The sequence below is a fragment of the uncultured Thermus sp. genome (genome assembly GCF_938010445.1).
GTDB lineage: Bacteria > Deinococcota > Deinococci > Deinococcales > Thermaceae > Thermus > Thermus altitudinis.
The window spans coordinates 21,009-38,814 of the sequence record NZ_CALLUR010000157.1; the positions used below are offsets into that span (position 1 = coordinate 21,009).

Here is a 17,806-nt window from a genome sequence, read left to right on the forward strand (position 1 = left end):
CTGACCCGTGGGTCAGTTGTGTTAGGCTCTTGGTCTATGGAGGGGTTTCCCGTATCCGTGCCCATACAGGTGCGCTTCCGCGACCTGGACGCCTTAGGCCACGTGAACAACGCCGTCTTCCTCACCTACTTTGAGGTGGCCCGCGCCGCCTATTTTGGGAGACTGGAAAGGGACTGGGTGGAAAAGGGGCACTTCATCCTGGCCCGGGCGGAGGTGGATTTCCTGCGGCCCATCCTCCTGGAGGATCCGGTGGAGGTGGGGGTGCGGGTGGTGCGCCTGGGGCGGAGCAGCTTTGACATGGAGTACCTCCTCTTGGCCAAGGGGGAGGAAGCCGCCCGGGGCAAAACCGTCCAGGTGTGGCTGGAAGGGGGAAGGCCGGCTCCCTTGCCCTCGGCCATCCGCCAGCGCATAGAGGCCTTAGAGGGCCGCTCCTTTTAGCACCACCACCGTGACCCCGTGCCCGCCCTCGTGGGGAGGGGCGTCGGCGAAGGTCTCCACCCGCTTGTCCCGCCTTAGGGCCTCGCGGATGGCCTGCCTAAGGGCCCCGGTGCCCTTGCCGTGGAGGAGGCGCAAGGTGGGAAGGCCTAAGGAGCGGGCCTCCTCCAGGGCCTGGTCCACCTCCAGGAGGGCTTCCTCCACGGTAAGCCCCCGGAGGTCCACTTCCTTTACCTCCCTTCGCGGCTTTAGGCCGATGGCCTTGGGGGTTTCCTGGGCCTTTAAGGGGGTGAGCTCCTTGGCCTTCAGCGTCATCTTCACCGGGCCCACCTGGACCAACGCCTCCTCTCCCCTCAGCTCCAGAAGCCTTCCCTGGCGCTTCAGGGAGGGGATCTCCACCATCTGCCCCGCCTCGAGGCCCCTAGGCACCTCCAAGGCACCCATGGGGGTGCTCCTGGCGTACCGTTCCCTCAGGGCCAGAAGTTCCCGCAGGGCATCCTTTTTCCCCTGGGTTCTGGCCTTTTCCTTGAGGGCCTTGAGTTCCCCCTCCACCTTGAGGAGTTTCTGACGGACCTCCTCCTCTAGGGCCTTGAGCCTTTGCGCCCGCTCCTCCTCAAAACGGGCTTCCCGCTCCTCCAGCCGTTGCCTTAGGGCCTCCACCTGGGCCAAATGGGAAAGGAGCCGGCTTCGCTCCTCCTCCAGGCGCAACCTTTCCGCCTCCAGCTCCTCCAGGAGGGCCTCCAGCCTGCCTCCTTGGGGCAGGAGGCTTTCCGCCCGCTTCAGCACCGCCTCAGGCAGGGCAAGCCTCCTGGCGATGGCCAGGGCGTAGCTGCGCCCCGGCACCCCCAGGACCAGCTCGTAGGTGGGGCGTAAACCCTCCAGGTCAAAGCGCATGGAGGCGTTTTGGATGCCCCTTCGCCCCTGGGCGAAGGCCTTCAGGGGGGAGAGGTGGGTGGTGACCAGGCCCTTAACCCCTTTCTCCAGGAGGGCCTCGAGGATGGCCTGGGAGAGGGCCGCCCCCTCCTCGGGGTCGGTGCCGCTTCCCAGCTCGTCTATGAGGACCAGGCTCCGGGCCGTGGCCCCTTCCAGCATTTCCTTAAGCCTTTGCAGGTGCCCGGCGAAGGTGGAGAGGTTTTCCTGAAGGGATTGCTCATCGCCGATGTCGGCGAAGACCCTATCGGGCCAGGCCAAGATGGCCCTCTTGGCGGCCACGAAAAGCCCCGACTGGGCCATGAGCACCGCCAGGCCGAGGGTTTTTAGGAGGGCGGTCTTCCCCCCCATGTTGGGGCCGGAGATGAGGATGAGGCGTTTCTCCTCGTCCAGGCTAAAGGAGTTGGGGACGGGGTTCGGGATCAGGGGGTGGAAGGCTTCCCCAAGCTCATACCCTTCGCCAAACTGGGGCTTTTTAAGCCCCAGGTCCCGGGCCAGGGCCGCCTGGGCCTGGATGAGGTCCAACAGGGCCAGGGCCCTTAGGGTGCCGGGAAGGGCTTCATCCTGGGCCAGGGCTTCCGAAAGCTCCCTTAGGATGCGGTTGACCTCCTCCTCCTCCTGGAAGCGGAGGGATTGGAGGCGGTTATTCAGCTTCACCACCGGGAGGGGTTCTATGAAGAGGGTGGCCCCGGACTCGGATTCGTCCAGGAGGATACCGGGTATTTTCTGGGCCATCCCTGCCCGCACGGGGATGCAGTAGCGCTCGCGGCGCACGGTGACGAACCGGTCCTGGACGGCCTCGGGATGGCGGTCTAAGAGGGCATAAAGCCTGTCTAGGATTTGCTGGCGCAAGGGCTTAAGCTCCCGGCGGATGGCGAGGAGTTTGGGGCTGGCCTCGTCCCGCACCGCCCCTTCCTCGTCCAGGGTCTTTTTCACCCGAAGGAGAAAGGCCCCGTGCTCCCCAATGCCCGCCGCCACCTGGCCCAGGTGGTTTTGCAAGGCGAGGAGTTCCCCCTTGAGGGCCAGGGCTTCCTGGAGGGCCTGGGCGGCCTGGAGAAGCTCGAGGCCGGAGAGCCTGGCCCCTCCTTGAGCCTTGCGGTAAGCCTCCCTCAGGGCCCCGGCCTCGGGGAGGGTGTAGGGGTAGGCCAAGGCCTCCTGGGTGAGGGCAAGCCTCCTTTCCGCCTCCTCCTTGGGCAGGGGGGCCAGGGCTAAGGCCAGCTCCTCCCCCAAGGGGGTCTTGGCCCTTTCCGCTAGGAGGGCGCGGACTTTGGGGAACTCCAGGACCTCGAGGACATCCCGCACAAAAGCCCAGTATACCGGTTAGACCTGGCGCCTTAGGAGGCGCAGGAGGAGGGAGAGGGTCGCCTGGCTACCCGGGCCCAGGGCCCTTTCCAGGAGGAAGCCTGCCCGGCCCAGCCGCCCAAGGGGCAGGAGGGAAAGAAGCCCAGCGAGGAGGGAGAGGAGCCGCTTGCGCTCCTCTGGGGTGAGGCTCTCCCAGCGGGCTATGGCCTCCTGGAGCCAGGCGGCAAGCCGCCTACGGAAGCCTGGAGCGATGGGGTCTTCCTCCTTTAGGGTTTCCATCCGCACCAGGAGGTCTTTCCCATTTGGGAAAGCCTCTTTGGGTGGGACCTGGGGCTTGCCCATCCGCCGCGCCTTTGGGCCGAACCTTTTAAGCCGCTTAAGCCGCATGGCTTCCCATTATAAGGGTTGGAAGAGGAGGTAAGAGGCCTCCACTTCCCCTTCCACCTCCCTTTCCGTCAACAGGTCCAGCCCCCGGGGGAGGGTGAGCCTGGCCCCTTCGGGGGCGAAGAAGGCCCAGACCTCCTGGCCCTGGTAGCGCCTTTTGAAGGCCAGGACCCCTTGCCCCGCCCCCAAGGGCAAAAGCCCCCCCAAACGCAGGACCGGGTGGGTGCGCTTAAGCTGGACCAGCCTGCGCATGAAGGCCAAGAGCTCCCGGTTCCACTTTTCCTCCTCCCAGGGGAAGGGGGCCCGGCAGTAGGGGTCCCCCTGCCACCTCCTGTAGGGGTTGGGCTGGGAAAGGCCCACCTCGTCCCCGTAGTAGATGGCGGGGCTTCCCGGGAAGGCGAAGAGAAGGGCATAGGCCAGCTTAAAGCGTTCCACATCCCCTTTAAGCCGCCAAAGGGCCCGGGGGATGTCGTGGGAGGAGAGGAGGGTGTACATGGCGTGCCTAACCTGGAGGGGCAGGGCCTGGTAGTGGTCCCAGAGGACCGCCCAGGCCTCCTGGGCGCTCAGGGTTACTTCCCGCCCGTACACGTCCCGACCGGAAAGCCACGCCATCACCGGATGGGCGAAGCCCGCGTAGTGCATGGCCCCGTCCAGGGTATGGGCCCTCAGGGTGGGGGTGGCGTCGTAGGAAAGCTCGCCGATCACTAGGGCCTCGGGCCTTTCCTCCTTGGCCGCCCGGGCCAGGGCGCGAAGCCAGTGGGTGTTTTTGCGGTTGGTCCCCCCTTCCCCCAGGGAGTGGGCCACGTCCAGCCGGAAACCGTGGGCCAGACGCATCCAGTGGCGGATGGGGGCCCGTCGGCCATAGATCAAGCGCTCCTGGGTGAGGGGGGAGGCGTAGTCCAGCTTGGGCATGGATTTTAACCCCCAGAAGGCGGCGTAGGAGCCATCGGGGTAGAAGGTGAACATGCCCCGTTCCGGGCTTTGGGGGTCCTCCAAAGCCCTTTGGAACCAGGGGTGGGTGGCCCCCACGTGGTTGAAGACCCCGTCCAGCAAAAGACGCATGCCCTTTTCCTCCAAGGCCCTATAAAGGGCTTCCAAGGCCTCCTCCCCTCCCAGGTGGGGGTCCACCCGCAGGTAGTCTTCGGTGTCGTAGCGGTGGCTGCTTCTGCTTTGGAAGATGGGCGTGAGGTAGAGGGCTTCCACCCCCAAGCTCTCCAGGTAGGGGAGGGCCTCGAGGACACCCCAAAGGTCCCCCCCGTAGAACTCCCAGGCCCCTTCCGGACCCGGGGGCTCGTTCCAGGCCTTTTTGCGGATGGGTTTGCCCATGAGGAGCCATTCCCCATCCTGGGGGGCAAGCTCTGGGCGCCCCTGGCGGAAGCGGTCGGGGAAGATCTGGTAGTAGACCGTGCCCAGGGCCCACCTGGGGGGAAGGGGCCCCGCCAGGAGGTGGAAGAAGCGGTCGTAGCGGGGAAGGCTCTTTTCCAGCCCATGGCTTCCCCAGAAGCCCTGGGGCAGGAGGAAGCAGTAGCGAAAAGGGCTTTTGTGCACGGGAACCCGTGCCCTTAGGCCTCCTTTGGCCCGTTGCATGGGTTTTTTGTGGATCTCCCCATCCTTCTCGTAAAGGAAGAGCCCCTCTTTGGCCTCGGTTTCCAGGAAAAAGCTCACCTCCTCCCCCAGCTCCGGCAAGGGGGGATGGAGGTGCTCCAGGTCATGGTGGTGGGCCATGGCGTTACTCCTTGACCGCCCCCGCCGTATAACCGGAGACGAAGTACTGCTGGAAGCCATAGAAGAGGAAGAGGATGGGCAAGGAGCCCAGCACGCTGGCGGCGGCAAAGATCCCCCACTTGGTCTGGAACTGGCCGGTGGTGAAGCTCCTAAGCCCCACGCCCACGTTCCAGCTCTCCACCCCGGTGAGGACCAGGTTGGCCAGGACGAACTCCGAGTAGGTGCCCACGAACTGCAGCAGGAAGATGAAGACGAACATGGGGGCGGAAAGGGGGAGGAGAATCCTCGTGAAGACCTGCCACTTGGTGGCCCCGTCCACCATGGCCGCCTCCTCGAGGCTCGGGCTGATGCTCTCCAAATACCCCTTGTACACCCAGGTGCCAAAGCTGATGATGCCCCCCGAGTAGGCCAGCACAAGCCCGGTGAAGGTGTTCAGGAGGTCCAGCCGGGAAAGCAGGTAGTAGATGGCCACCAGGGCCAGAAACCCGGGGAACATCTGCACGAAGATGAAGAAAAGGAGGAGGGGATACCGCCCTGGCAGGTGGCGGAAGCGGGCGAAGGCGTAGCCGGCGGTGGCGGTGAGCAAGACGGCCAGAAGGCCCGTAAGCCCCGAGATGAGAAAGGTATTTCGCACCCAGAGGAGAAACTTGGTCTCTGTGCCCTGGCCGGTGAACTGCTTGGGGGAAAGGGTAAGGGCCAGGGCGAATACGCTCAGGGCCAGGAGGAGCAAAGCCCTTCCTTGCCAGAGGTCCATCCAGTCCTCCCCAGGCCTTAGCCGCCTTAGGAGGCCGACCAGGGCCACGCCCCATAGCCCTAGCCCCGAAAGCAGGAGGAGGCCCACCTGGTAAGGGTAAAGGACCACCCCCTCCACCAGCTTGGCGTAGTTTTCCAGGGAGGGCTCGGGCACGTAAGGGATTACCTTGGCGTCCAGGAGGAGAAACCCCGTGTCCGGCCTGCGGAAGCTGAAGAGGTTGTTGGTGGGATCAAAGCTGGCGGCCACCACCTGGACCACGGGGTAGTAGACGAGGAGGATCAGCACCCAGAGGAAGAGGTGGGTCACCCCTTGCCAGAAAAGGGGCCAGGGGCTTCGCTTGCGCCCCTGGAGGCGGTTCGCCAGCAGGGTGTAGACCAGGCTGTAGAAGAGGACCAGGAGGACCAGGCCCAGAAGGATGGCCAGGGCGTACGCCCAGCCATAGGGCACGAAGACGCTGCCGAAGGCCACCTGCTTGCGGTAGGAACCCTCGTCAAAGAGGCGGTTTAGGGCGAACCAGTAGACCCCATAGAGGCCGAACCCGAAAAGGAGGAAGGCGAAAAGCCGCCGCATCTACCTCACCTCCCGTAGGGCACCGGTGACGCGGAAGTTCACCAGGCTGATGGCCACGGTGATGGCGAAGATGAGGAGGCTGATGGCCGCCCCCAGGCCATAGGCGGACTGCCCCTCGGCGCTGAAGGCGGTCTTGTAGGCCCAGGAGATGAGGATGTCCGTGGCCTGGGCCGTGGCCAGGCGGCCTTCCTGGGCGGGCCCCCCGCCGGTGAGCAGGTAGATGATGTAGAAGTTATTGAAGTTAAAGGCGAAGGAGGAGAGCAGGATGGGGACCATGGGCTTTTCCAAAAGGGGAAGGGTGATGCCCCAAAGGGCCTGCCAGGGGGTGGCCCCGTCCACCTTGGCGGCCTCATAGAGCTCGTCGGGGATGGTGGAAAGGGCGCCCAAGGTGGCGGTCATCATGTAGGGGAAGCCGAGCCACAGGTTCACCAATAGGATGGCCACCTTGGCCCAGTCGGGGTCGTTGAGCCAGGGGATGGGGTAGACGCCCAGGACCCCCAGGAGGCGGTTGATGGCCCCGAAGTTATAGTTGAGAAGGGCCACAAAGACCTGCACGGTGATCACCCCCGGCAACGCCCAGGAAACAATGAGGACGGTGCGGTAAAAGTTCCGTAACTTCAAGGCTTTGTTATTGAGGATGAGGCCCAGCACCAAGCCCAAAAAGGCGTTCAGAAGCACGGTGCTAAGGGCGAAGGCCACGTTCCAGGCGAAGACGGGGAGAAGGGCCTTACTGGCTTGGGAAAGGATAAAGCCGAAGTTTTTCAAGCCCACGAACTGGAAGGCGTTCACCTTGGCCACGTACTCCACCGGGAAAGGAGGGGTGCGGTCCAGGAGAAGGGTAGGGCCTTCGGCCTCCAGGATCCGGGCCCGGGCCCGGTGCCCCTCGCTGTAGACCTCCACGGGCTCTCCTGTGCAAGGGTCGCAGCGGAGGGCTTCCCGCACGGGTTCTTCCAGGGTAAGCCTGGGGCCCTCCTGTTTCAGCACCCGGGTTTCCGTGGAGCGGTCAGGGAAGCCGTTTTTCCGCCCCGAGTAGTCGGTGAAGGCCAAGTAGACGGTGAGGGCGATGGGGTAGAGGGTGAAGACCAGGAGGAAGGAGAGGGCAGGAAGGAAGTAGTACCAGTCGGTGAGCCAAGGGAAAAGGCGCCCCACCAGGATGGCTCCCGGCACCAGCACCAGAAGGGCCAAGACCAGAATGGACCAACCCGGAGGGGCGAGGTAGGCTTCCAGGACCAGGTAGCCCAGGACGCCCACCCCGGTGGAGAGGATTAGGAGGCCCAAAAGGAGGGATAGGGCCAGGAGGAAACCCGTAAGACCAGGAGGATGTTTCATGGTTTAACGATACGCCCCCCACGGGGGAAGGGGTTCCCGCAGGGGGCCGAACGTGTGCGCATGTTTTCCTTGCGGGGTGTGGTCCGGGGTCCCCACCCGGGCAAAGCCCGGGTGGGGTGGTATTACCTGCCGATGGCCTTTTTGATCTCGGCCACCATGTCCTCCACGATCTTCTTCACGTTGGAGTCGGGCCGCTGGATGGCCAGGCTAATGGCGTTGGCCCAGGGGCCCCAGACCTTGCCCATCTCGGGGATGTTGGGCATGGGGGTGCCCAGGGCGAACACCCGGGAGAAGCCCGCCACCACCGGATCCTTTTCCAGGGTCTTGGCGGCGCTCTTGGACACGGGGATGCGGCCACCCGCCTGGTTGAAGGAAACCAGGTTCTTGCCGGTGACCAGGGTCTTGGCGAAGTTGACGGCGGCGGTCTTGTTCTTGGAGTAGGCGTTCACCACCACCCCCTGCACGCCCAGGAAGGGACCCCAGGGGTTCTTGGCTCCAGGCGGGGTGGGGAAGGGGGCGATGCCGAAGTCAATCTTGGCCTTCTTGTAGTCCCCTAGGGCCCAGGGGCCGTTGATGATCATGGCCAAGGCCCCGTCCTTAAAGGCCCCGTCCGCCACCCCGTAATCCACCCCCTCGGGCACCAGGTTGTAGCGGAAGCGGAGATCCTTGATGAAGGAAAGGGCCTTTTCCCCTACCTCGCCGCCCAGGAGGAGTTTGGAGGGGTCTAGGTTGCCCTTGGCGTCCTTGGCGAAGACGTTCTCCGCCCCAAAGGCCCGGAAGAAGCCGAAGTTGAAGTAGGGGTCGCCGATGTTGTAGAGGAAGCCAAAGGTGGAGCCGGTGGTGAGTTTCTGGGCCAGGGCCAGGAACTCCTCCCAGGTCTTGGGGGGTTCCTTCACGTACTTTTTGTTGTAGATGAGGGCCACGCTCTCCGCAAAGGCGGGAAGGCCCATGAGCTTACCCCCGAAGGTGAAGGCCTCCACCGCCACGCTTTGCAGGTCGGAGAGGTAGCTTTGCGTCACGTACTTCCCCATGGGCTCCAGTACCCCCGCCTGGGCCATCTCCCCCAGCCAGTCGTGGGGGATGGAGACCACCAGGTCCGCGGCCTGCCCCTGGGGAGCTCCCAGGATGAACTTCTGCTTGATGTCCCCGAAGGGGACCTCCACCACCTCCACCTTGGTGCCGGAGGTCTTCTCGTAGGCCTGGGCCTGGGCCTTGAGCCACTCCAACTCGGGACCGCCAAAGTGGGTCCAGACGGTGATCTTCCCCTGGGCAAGGGCCAGGGAGAGGCCGAGGGCCAGTGCTGCCAGTGCTCGTTTCATATCCCACCTCCGGGCGCTTGGTAGCGTTTCCGCTTGGTTTTTTCCCGCGCCCTGCAGGCTGCAGTATACCCCTACGGCCCCAGGACACAAGTCCCCTAATGCCAAAAGGCCCGCACCACCTCAAAGGCGATGAGGGCCAGGATGCCCACCTCCACCGCCTGGGTTCTTAGGTGGACCACCTCCTCGGTGACCATCTCGTAGGTGGCTTCTAACACCCTAAGCTTCTCCTCCAGGCTCCGTTCCAGCTCGTGGGCCCCGTAAAGCTCGAGGGCCGCCCGGTAGATCTTGGCGTAAAAGAGGTCCTCGGTGATGCGCAAGGCCCCTTCCATCCTGGCCCGCACGTCGGCGATCTCCGCATGGCGGGCCATGAGGTGCCGCCTTAGGCGTTGGAGTTGGCCATAGCCCCAAAGCCCCCGGTGCCTGAGCACCTGGGGCACCGCTTCCAGCTCCTGGGTGAGGACCCCATCGTAGTAGGAAAGCTCCAGAAGCTGGGCGTGCACGAACTCCACCAGGTCGGCCACGTCCCAGATGCCCTCCGAGTCCAGGATGAGGACCCGGTCAAAGCCCAAAAGGGCCAGGTCCTCGGTGGAGTAGCTGTAGCGGTAGCGCTCCATCTCCCGCCGGACCTCGGGGGCGAACTCCTCCTTGGCCCCCATCCAAAGGGGGGTGAGGTCCACAGGGGGGGCATGGGCCTTTTCCCCCTCTATCCCCAAGGCGTGGTAGACGGTGAACTCCTCGCTGAGGCGCTTTTCCTCGGGGCGCAGGAGGGCGCCTTGCAGGTAGGGCTCGAGGGCCGCCAGCTCCGCCAGAAAAAATCCTTCCCAAAAAGGGAGCTCCGGCAAGGCCAGGGCCTTGGCCAGAAAAGCCTCCCAGGACACCTTTTCCCCCAGGTGCACGCGAAAGGAAAGGGAGGCCACCCCGAACTCGTAAAGCCGGGCGGTGAGCAGGCCCGAGATGCCCTCCACGCTCCTCACCCCCAGCTCTATCTGGGCCGGGGGGTTTTCAAAGCGCACCGCCCCCAGCCTAGGCCGGGAGAGGCGTAGCCGAGGGGTGGACAGGCGGGAGAGGTCGATCTCATCCGCCAGGTCGTAAAGGCGGTACAGGGCGATGTGGGGCGAAAGGAGGTTCATCCGGCCTCATTCCAGCTTGGAGATCTCCCGGGGTGGGGGTCCGTGCTCATAGGCCTTAAGGAGGGCCTTTAGGGCCTTTCCCCGGTGGGAGTACCGGGCCTTTTCCTCCAAGGACATCTCCGCGAAGGTCTTGCCCGCCTCCGGCACGTAGAAGAGGGGGTCGTACCCAAACCCTCCCTCCCCCCGGGGAGCCTCGAGGATATACCCCTCCACCTGGCCCTCGTAGGCCTCCAGGTGCCCGTCGGGGTAGGCCAGGACCAGGACCGCCACGAAGCGGGCTTTGCGCTCCTCCCCCCTGAGGTGGCGCATCCTTTCCAGGAGGTAGACGTTCCGCTCCCGGTCGGTCTCCCTTCCCCCGTAGCGGGCGGAGTAGACCCCGGGTTCCCCCCCCAAGGCGGGCACCTCGAGGCCCGAATCGTCCGCCAGGGCGGGAAGCCCCGTGGTCTTGGCCACGTAAGCGGCCTTGAGGAGGGCATTTTCCAGGAAGGTGGTGCCCTCCTCCTTGGGCATGCGCAGGGGAAAATCGGCCAGGGAGAGAAGGGTCCAGCCCAAAGGGGCTAGGCCCTCCTTAAGCTCCCGCACCTTTCCGGGATTGCCCGTGGCCAGGACTACCCGCATCCCTTCTAGGATACACCTTTCAGGGCCCGCACCACGTCTTGTGGGGAGTCCAGGGGGGTAATGAGGGCCAGGTCCTTGGGGTCTAGGGCTCCTTGTTCCTGGAGGAACCGGAGCCAGCCGAGAAGCCCGTGCCAGTACCCCCGGTCCAGGACGAAGACGGGGAAGGGGTGGACCTTTTCCGTCTGGATGAGGACCAGGACCTCGGAAAGCTCGTCCAGGGTGCCGAAGCCCCCGGGCAGGAAGACAAAGGCGTGGGCGTAGCGCACAAAGAGCACCTTGCGCACGAAGAAATAGCGCAGGGAAAGGGCGTGGGTCTGGTAGGGGTTGGGCTTTTGCTCGTGGGGTAGCTCTATGTTCAGGCCCACGCTCACCCCGCCCGCCTCAAAGGCTCCGCGGTTGACGGCTTCCATAACCCCACCCCCACCGCCCGTCACCACCCCGAAGCCCGCCTCGGCCAGGACCTTCCCCAGCTGGTACCCCAGGGCGTAGGCGGGGTGGCCTTCCCCGAAGCGGGCGGAGCCGAAGACGGAAACCAAGGGCACCTCTATCTCCGAAAGGGTCTCAAACCCTTCCACGAACTCCGCCAGGATGCGGAAAAGGCGCCAGGCGTCCTCGTGGTGAAGCTGGTCTATCAGGGGCTTCTTGGCCATCAAAGCTCCTCCAGGCTGACCCGCTTAAGCTCCTCCACCCTCACCCCCAGGCGCTCCGCCAGGTTGCGGTAGCCCTCTGGGTCCCCGGTAACGAAGTGCACCACCCGGCCTTGGCCCATGGGGTGCAAAAGCCCTTGCCCTCTTAAGGCCTTGGCCACCTCTTCCGCCGTGGCCTCGGCGGAGTCTATGAGCTTCACCCCGGGAAGCACCTGGGAGAGGGTTCCCTTGAGGAAGGGATAGTGGGTGCAGCCCAGGATCAGGGCCTCGAGGTCCTGGGGGGCCTCCTCCAGGTAGTGCTGGGCTATCAAAAGGGCCACGGGGTCGTCCCAAAGCCCTTCCTCCACCAGGGGCACGAAGAGGGGGCAGGCCTTGGCCCAGGAAACCTCCACGTAGCGCTCGTAGGCCCGGCTTTCCACCGTGGCCTGGGTGCCGATGAGGCCCACCTTGCCGTAGCCTTGGGCGGCTTGGGCCACGGGTTCCAGAACCCCAAAGACGGGTACGGAAAGGTCCTCGGCCAAGTCCGGCAGGGCAGCGGAGCTCGCCGTGTTGCAGGCCACCACGATGGCCTTCACCCCTTGGCGGAGCAAAAACCCGGAGATCTCCCAGGCGAAGCGCCGCACCATGGAGAGGGGTTTGCTCCCGTAGGGCACCCGGGCGGTGTCCCCAAAGTAGAGGAAATCCTCCTGGGGCAAGGCCCGGCGCAAAGCGGAAAGCACCGTAAGCCCGCCCACCCCCGAGTCAAAGACGCCGATGGGCCGCCTAGGGTCCTTCATAAGCCGCCATCATACCCTGGACGGGAAAAGGGGGGTGCTATACTATCAGGGTTGCCCCGGTGGGGGGCGAGGGAGGTGCGCAAGTTGAGGCTGGTCACGTCCGAGTCGGTCACGGAAGGGCACCCGGATAAGCTGGCAGACCGGATCTCCGACGCCATCCTGGATGCTTTGATCGCCCAGGATAAGAAGGCCCGGGTGGCGGCGGAAACCCTGGTTACCACGGGGCTGGTGTTCGTGGCGGGGGAGATCACCACCGAGGGGTATGTGGATATTCCTGGTCTGGTGCGCAAGACGGTGAGGGAGGTGGGCTACACCCGGGCCAAGTACGGCTTTGACGCCGACACCTGCGCGGTTCTCACCGCCATTGACGAGCAGTCCCCGGATATCGCCGGCGGGGTGAACCTCTCCTACGAATGGCGGGTGCTCAAGTCCACCGACCCCCTGGACCGGGTGGGCGCCGGGGACCAGGGCCTGATGTTCGGCTACGCCACCGATGAGACCCCCGAGCTCATGCCCCTTCCCATCACCTTAGCCCACCGCCTCACCATGCGCCTGGCGGAGGTGCGCAAGACGGGTCTTCTTCCCTACCTGCGCCCCGACGGCAAGGCCCAGGTCACCGTGGTCTACGAGGGGGATAGGCCCCTCTACGTGAAGACGGTGGTGGTTTCCGCCCAGCACTCTCCCGAGGTGGAGCAGGACCAGCTCCGGGAGGACCTGATCCGCGAGGTGGTGCGCCAGGCCATCCCCCCGGAGTACCTGAAGGAGGGGGAAACGGAGTACCTCATCAACCCCTCGGGCCGCTTCATCCTGGGGGGGCCCCATGCGGATACCGGGCTTACCGGGCGCAAGATCATCGTGGACACCTACGGGGGGGCGGTGCCCCATGGGGGCGGGGCCTTCAGCGGCAAGGACCCCACCAAGGTGGACCGCTCCGCCAGCTACTACGCCCGCTACATGGCCAAGAACCTGGTGGCGGCAGGCCTGGCCCGGCGGGCCATGGTGGAGCTGGCCTACGCCATCGGCAAAGCCCGGCCCGTTTCCCTGCGGGTGGAGACCTTCGGCACCGGGGTCTTACCGGACGAGAAGCTCACGGAGGTCGCCAAGCGGGTTTTTGATCCCCGGCCCTTGGCCATCATTGAGGAGCTGGACCTCCTGAGGCCCATCTACACCCCCACCAGCGCCTACGGCCACTTTGGCCGCGCGGGCTTCCCCTGGGAGGAGACGGACCGGGTGGAGGCCCTAAGACGGGAAGCGGGCCTCTAAGGCCACCCTGGCCCATGCCTGGGGGCCCCGCAAAAGGGCTAGCCCACCTCCACCCGGTTTTTCCCCCGGCGTTTGGCTTGGTAAAGGGCTTCGTCGGCCCGTTTCAGGAGGGAAAGGGGGGAGTCATCAGGGCGGGCCTCGGCTACCCCGATGCTGATGGTCATCCCTGCCACAGGCGGAACCCTCAGGGCGGCCACCGCCTGGCGCAGGCGTCCGGCCAGGCGCACCGCCTGGGCCAGGGGGGTTTCCGCGAGGAGGATGGCGAACTCCTCCCCGCCCAGGCGCACGACCCGGTCGCTTTTCCGGAGGTGTTCTTCCAGGCAGCGGGCTACGGTTTTGAGCACCCGGTCCCCCACGGGGTGGCCGTAGGTATCGTTCACCCTCTTGAAGCCGTCCAGGTCCAAAATCATAAGGGAAAGGGGTCGGTTATACCGCTGGACGCGGAAGAGCTCCCGCTCAAGCACCAGATCCAGATAACGCCGGTTCCTAAGCCCAGTTAGGGGGTCGGTATAGGCTTCCAGCTGGGCCTCCAGGTACCCTTCCTTAACCCGCACCAGCATGTAGAGAAGGCCCACATAGGCCAGGTTGGCCCCGAAGAACTGGGCCAGGGCGTTGAGGTGTTCCGCATGGAAATGGCCGCGAACGCTTCCCAAGAGGGAAAGCAGAAAGAGGGTGAGCAGGTAGAGGAGGGCCAAGCGCACCGCCTGCTGCGTCTGAAAAAAGAGAAAGCTGCTGAAGTACACAAAGGGCACCCAGTAAGCGGCGGGGGATAGGCCCATGGGGTTGGGCCTGATAAGAAGTTGGTAGGCCAAGCTGGCCAGGAGGTAGGAGGCCACCAGGGCATGGGCTGTGGCCAGGACCCAGGGGGAGGTGCGCGGCCAACGCCAGAGGATGAGGGCCAAAAGGGAAAACCCCAGGGCCAAAAAGGGGAGGAGGACCCGGTCCACTGGGTCCAACCCCACGGCCCTCGAGGCCAGAAAGGCTACCGAGGCCAGAAGGGCACCCATGGGCAAGAGCCATAGGGCCGTTCTGCGCCTTAAAGGGTGCAAGGGGTCCAGGAGCTCGAGGGTGGGGTGCAAGCTAACCCCAGTATAGGGGACATGTACCCGGGCCATGACCCCAGGATGGCCTAGTCCCCCTTAACGAACCCTTAACGACCCCTCAGTCCTCCAGGTAGGTGTAGCCCTGGAGCTCCCGCATATACCGTTCCAGGAAGGCCCCTTTTTCCACGGGGGAGAGGCGGCTTTGCCGCACCAGCCGCTCCACGCCCAGGAAGAGCTCCCGGGCGGTGAAGCCCATCTTCTCGATCACCTTCTCCGCGGTCTCCCCGGGGACAAAGCGCTCGATGGCAAACCCTTCCTCGTCCACCACCACGTGGGCCTCCCCCACCTGGCCGAAGAGGTTGTGGTTGCTGCCCAACACGTCCTGGTAGGCTCCCACCAGGAAGACCCCCAGGTAATAGTCCTCCCCCGGGCGGATGGGGTGGACGGGCAGGCTCTGGCGCACATCGTGCAGGTCAATGAAGCGGTCGATCTTGCCGTCGGAGTCGCAGGAGATATCCACCAGGGTGGCCTGGCGGGTGGGGGGCTCGTGGAGGCGGCTTAGGGGGACGATGGGGAAGAGCTGGTGGATGGCCCAGGCATCGGGAAGGCTTTGAAAGATGGAAAAGTTACAAACCAGCTTGTCGGCCAGGAGCTTTTCCAGGTCCTCAAACTCATCGGGAGCGTAGGGCAGATCCCGCACGATGGCGTACACCCGCCGGGCGATGTGGTAAAAGATCTCCTCCGCCAGGGCGCGGTCCCTTAGGGATACCAGCCCCAGGTCGTAAAGGGTCTGCAGGGTTTCCTTGTCGGCGAAGGCGTCGTGGTAGACCTCGCGGAAGTTTTTGGGGGAAAGGGTTTCTAGGCTTTCCCACAGCTCCTTGACCAAGGGATGAGCCTCCTCCGGGGGAGGATTGGGCCGGGTCTCCCCCGGGGGGGTGATCACGTCAATGACCTCGAGGACCAGGACCTCATGGTACGCGGTGACCGCCCGGCCCGACTCCGTGACCAGGATGGGGTGGGGCTCCCCCTGGGCCTCCACCACCTCCTTGGTCACGTAGACCAGGTCCTCGGCGTACTCGGGAAGGGTGTAGTTGGCGGAGGCGTAGAAGTTGGTCTTGGAGCCGTCGTAGTCCACGGCCAGGCCCCCGCCCAGGTTGAGGTACTGGAGAGGGGCCCCCAGCTTCCTGAGCTGCACATAGGTCTGGGCCGCCTCCCGCACCGCCGCCTTGATCTTGCGGATATCCGTCACCTGGCTGCCAATGTGGGCATGGACCATGACCAGGGCCTCCAGGAGGCCTTCCTCCTTCAGGATCTCCACCGCCCGGACGATCTCCGGGGTGGTGAGGCCGAACTTGGCGTTTTCCCCCCCGCTGGCCTCCCACTGCCCGGCTCCCTTGGCCTTTAGTTTGTAACGGATGCCCAGCTGGGGGCGTACGCCAAGTTCCTTGGAGATCCGGATCACCCGGGGAAGCTCGGCGAACTTCTCCAGGGTGATGACCACGTTCCGGGAAAGCTTCCTCCCGGTCAGGGCCAGGCGGATGAAGTCGTCGTCCTTGAAACCATTGGTGGTGATGAGGGCTTCCGGGGAGAGGTCCTGGGCCAGGATTAAGGCCAGCTCGGCCTTGCTCCCCGCCTCGAGGCCATAGTGATAGGGCTTCCCCGCCTTGGCCACGGTTTCCAGCACCAAGCGGCGCTGGTTCACCTTCACGGGATAGACCCCGCGGTACGCTCCTCGGTAGCCGTACTTTTCCATGGCCTTCCGGAAGGCCTCGTTCAGCTCCTTTACCCGGGCCTCGAGGATCTGGGGAAACCGAAGCACCAAAGGCAAAGGCCGTCCCTCGTCCCTAAGGGCTTCCACGATTTCCAAAAGGGAGGCGGAAGGGCCTTCCGGGCCCAAGGGGGTTACCTCCAACTCTCCGTCCCGCCCTACCCGGAAAAACCCCGCTCCCCAGTAGGGCACCAGGTAGATCTCCTCCGCTTCTTTGGGGGAAAAGCGCCTGGCGGTCTTCAAGCTAGCCCTCCGGGGCTGACCCATCCTGGTCAACCTCCGCCCCCAAGTGTAGGACGGAAGGGGCGGCTTGGGAAGGGGCTGGACTTACGTAGAGGTAACCCTGGCCTTCTTGGGAGATTTCCCCAAGCCGTGCCCTTTGGGAGGCCTCCGGGTCCACCAGGTAAAGGAAGGGACCTTCCAGCCGGTTTACCAGGGCATAACCCCTCATGCGCAAGAGGGGATGCAGGGCCTCCTCCGCCTGGAAGGCAAGGGGGACGGGCCCCACTTCCTTCTGGACTTCCTCCAGAAGATCCAGCCAGCGGGCCAGTTGGGCAGGCTCCACGCCCGCGGGCACCAAAAGCCGCACCGCTCCCCGCTTGTCGCCAAAAAGCCGGAAGCGCCTTAGAAAACGCCTCAGGGTGCGCCTTTCCTCCCCCGAGGGCCTAAAGGTGAGGTGCTTGTGGCCATAGACGCTGAAGCGAAACCCTTCGGGGGCCAAGGCCCTTAACCGGCTTATGGTCTTCCTGTCCCCCACCCGGTGCCACCAGGAAAGCTCCACCGTGGGGAAGGCCTTGGCGTAGGCCTTAAAACCCCCGGGGTAGCCCCTATACCCCCTAAGCCCTTCCAGGATCAAGCCACGCCTCCAAAAAGGCCAGCCCCATCCGGGCCATCAAGGGGGTGATGGTGTGCCCAGCTCCCTCCTCCACGAAACGGGCAAGCCGCCCCTCGGGGTAATGGGGCCTCAAGGCCTCCACGGTTTTTTCCATGCGGGAAAGGGGCACGATCAGGTCCTTGGTGCCGTGGAGGTGAAGAAGGGGTACACCCCCATAGGCTTCTCCCCTCAGGGCAGGGGGGGTTTCGTAAAGGGCCAAAACCTTGGCGTCCGCCACCTCCTGCCCTTGGGGGAGCTTCATGGGGAAACCGCTACCGATGAAGGCCAAGGCCCCTTCCGCCCGGAACCCCTGGGAAAGGAGGAGATGGACCACAAAGGCCCCCATGCTTCCTCCCGCCAGAAAAAGGGGAAGGCGGTAGCGCTCCCTGGCCTCCTGGGCTACCCTCTTGGCCTCCTCGGCAAAGGCCAAGGCCACCTGGTACACCTCCTCCACGTAGCGGGGGCTTTTGGAGGAAGGGGGCGGGCCTTCCCGCATCCCGTGCCGGGGGGCATCAAAGGCCAGGAGGAGAAAGCCCTTTTCCGCATACCCCGGGAGCAGGGAAAGGATGTGCTCCTTAGATCCCTGAAGCCCGTGGAGGGCGAGGAGGAGGGCCCTGGGGCGTTCGGGGATATGGGCCAGCACGCTCTGCCCCGCCAGGGTAAACGCCTCTTTCCGCATGCGGCTTCCCTCAGGTGAAAAGGCTGGACACCGACTCCCCCCGGTGGATGCGCCAGATGGCCTCGGCGAAGATAGGGGCCACGGGGAGGGTCTTGAGCTTGGGACCTTCCTTGGGAGGACAGGTGTCGGTGGCCGCCACCTCCCGCACCGGGCTTTTGGCGATGCGCTCCAGGGCCGGTCCCACATAGACCCCGTGGGTGGCGGCGGCGTAGACCTCCTTGGCCCCTGCCTGCAACAGGGCCTCCACCGCCTCCACCAGG

General features: G+C 64.8%; 16 protein-coding genes and 1 pseudogene. 2 read left to right on the forward strand and 15 right to left on the reverse strand.

The window, feature by feature from the left end; translation table 11 throughout:
- Nucleotides 1-36: 36 nt before the first annotated feature.
- Complete coding sequence (locus tag Q0693_RS08710; protein ID WP_243030584.1) at nt 37-438, forward strand: thioesterase family protein; 402 nt, start codon at nt 37-39, stop codon at nt 436-438.
- Here the strand turns inward: Q0693_RS08710 and Q0693_RS08715 are convergent.
- The 10 genes from Q0693_RS08715 to murI all read right to left on the reverse strand — a co-directional run bounded on the left by Q0693_RS08715 (nt 418) and on the right by murI (nt 11,919).
- Nucleotides 418-2,667, reverse strand: coding sequence for an endonuclease MutS2 (locus Q0693_RS08715; protein ID WP_298630821.1), 2,250 nt, complete (start codon nt 2,665-2,667; stop codon nt 418-420). The genes Q0693_RS08710 and Q0693_RS08715 overlap by 21 nt on opposite strands.
- Nucleotides 2,668-2,685: 18 nt before the next feature.
- Nucleotides 2,686-3,054, reverse strand: a complete 369-nt coding sequence (locus Q0693_RS08720) for a hypothetical protein (protein ID WP_298630824.1) — start codon at nt 3,052-3,054, stop codon at nt 2,686-2,688.
- A 9-nt stretch (nt 3,055-3,063) separates the two neighbouring features.
- A complete protein-coding gene (locus Q0693_RS08725) occupies nt 3,064-4,776 on the reverse strand; it encodes a glycoside hydrolase family 13 protein (RefSeq protein ID WP_298630827.1) in 1,713 nt (570 codons plus the stop codon).
- A gap of 4 nt (nt 4,777-4,780) precedes the next feature.
- Complete coding sequence (locus tag Q0693_RS08730; RefSeq protein WP_298630829.1) at nt 4,781-6,100, reverse strand: sugar ABC transporter permease; 1,320 nt, start codon at nt 6,098-6,100, stop codon at nt 4,781-4,783.
- Nucleotides 6,101-7,429 (reverse strand): ABC transporter permease subunit, encoded by a 1,329-nt coding sequence (locus Q0693_RS08735; RefSeq protein WP_298630832.1) that lies wholly within the window; start codon nt 7,427-7,429, stop codon nt 6,101-6,103.
- Between the two features lie 122 nt (nt 7,430-7,551).
- Nucleotides 7,552-8,748: a maltose ABC transporter substrate-binding protein gene (locus Q0693_RS08740; RefSeq protein WP_243030591.1), complete on the reverse strand. Its 1,197-nt coding sequence runs from the start codon at nt 8,746-8,748 to the stop codon at nt 7,552-7,554.
- A 95-nt stretch (nt 8,749-8,843) separates the two neighbouring features.
- Complete coding sequence (locus Q0693_RS08745) at nt 8,844-9,878, reverse strand: hypothetical protein (RefSeq protein WP_298630837.1); 1,035 nt, start codon at nt 9,876-9,878, stop codon at nt 8,844-8,846.
- A 6-nt stretch (nt 9,879-9,884) separates the two neighbouring features.
- On the reverse strand, nt 9,885-10,496 hold the full coding sequence (rdgB, locus tag Q0693_RS08750) for an RdgB/HAM1 family non-canonical purine NTP pyrophosphatase (protein WP_243030593.1): 612 nt from the start codon (nt 10,494-10,496) through the stop codon (nt 9,885-9,887).
- Between the two features lie 5 nt (nt 10,497-10,501).
- Nucleotides 10,502-11,146, reverse strand: coding sequence for a TIGR00730 family Rossman fold protein (locus tag Q0693_RS08755; protein WP_298630845.1), 645 nt, complete (start codon nt 11,144-11,146; stop codon nt 10,502-10,504).
- Nucleotides 11,146-11,919, reverse strand: coding sequence for a glutamate racemase (murI, locus tag Q0693_RS08760; RefSeq protein ID WP_298630848.1), 774 nt, complete (start codon nt 11,917-11,919; stop codon nt 11,146-11,148). Before murI ends, Q0693_RS08755 begins: the two co-directional genes overlap by 1 nt.
- Before the next feature lie 84 nt (nt 11,920-12,003).
- Here murI and metK point away from each other — a divergent pair, with 84 nt between their 5' ends.
- Nucleotides 12,004-13,182, forward strand: a complete 1,179-nt coding sequence (gene metK / locus Q0693_RS08765; protein WP_243030622.1) for a methionine adenosyltransferase — start codon at nt 12,004-12,006, stop codon at nt 13,180-13,182.
- A 38-nt stretch (nt 13,183-13,220) separates the two neighbouring features.
- Here metK and Q0693_RS08770 read toward each other — a convergent pair whose 3' ends face one another.
- The 5 genes and pseudogenes from Q0693_RS08770 to Q0693_RS08790 all read right to left on the reverse strand — a co-directional run.
- Nucleotides 13,221-14,297 (reverse strand): diguanylate cyclase, encoded by a 1,077-nt coding sequence (locus Q0693_RS08770; RefSeq protein ID WP_298630854.1) that lies wholly within the window; start codon nt 14,295-14,297, stop codon nt 13,221-13,223.
- Nucleotides 14,298-14,343: 46 nt separating this feature from the next.
- Nucleotides 14,344-16,236 (reverse strand): biosynthetic arginine decarboxylase, encoded by a 1,893-nt coding sequence (gene speA / locus Q0693_RS08775; protein WP_243030601.1) that lies wholly within the window; start codon nt 16,234-16,236, stop codon nt 14,344-14,346.
- A gap of 1 nt (nt 16,237) precedes the next feature.
- Nucleotides 16,238-16,849 carry a DUF72 domain-containing protein gene (locus tag Q0693_RS08780; protein WP_243030603.1) on the reverse strand — a complete coding sequence of 204 codons (612 nt, stop codon included), beginning with the start codon at nt 16,847-16,849 and terminating at the stop codon, nt 16,238-16,240.
- On the reverse strand, nt 16,830-17,546 hold the full coding sequence (locus Q0693_RS08785) for an alpha/beta hydrolase (RefSeq protein ID WP_243030605.1): 717 nt from the start codon (nt 17,544-17,546) through the stop codon (nt 16,830-16,832). Before Q0693_RS08785 ends, Q0693_RS08780 begins: the two co-directional genes overlap by 20 nt.
- A 10-nt stretch (nt 17,547-17,556) precedes the next feature.
- Nucleotides 17,557-17,806 (reverse strand): annotated as a pseudogene (locus Q0693_RS08790) (ribose-phosphate pyrophosphokinase); the annotation flags it as partial.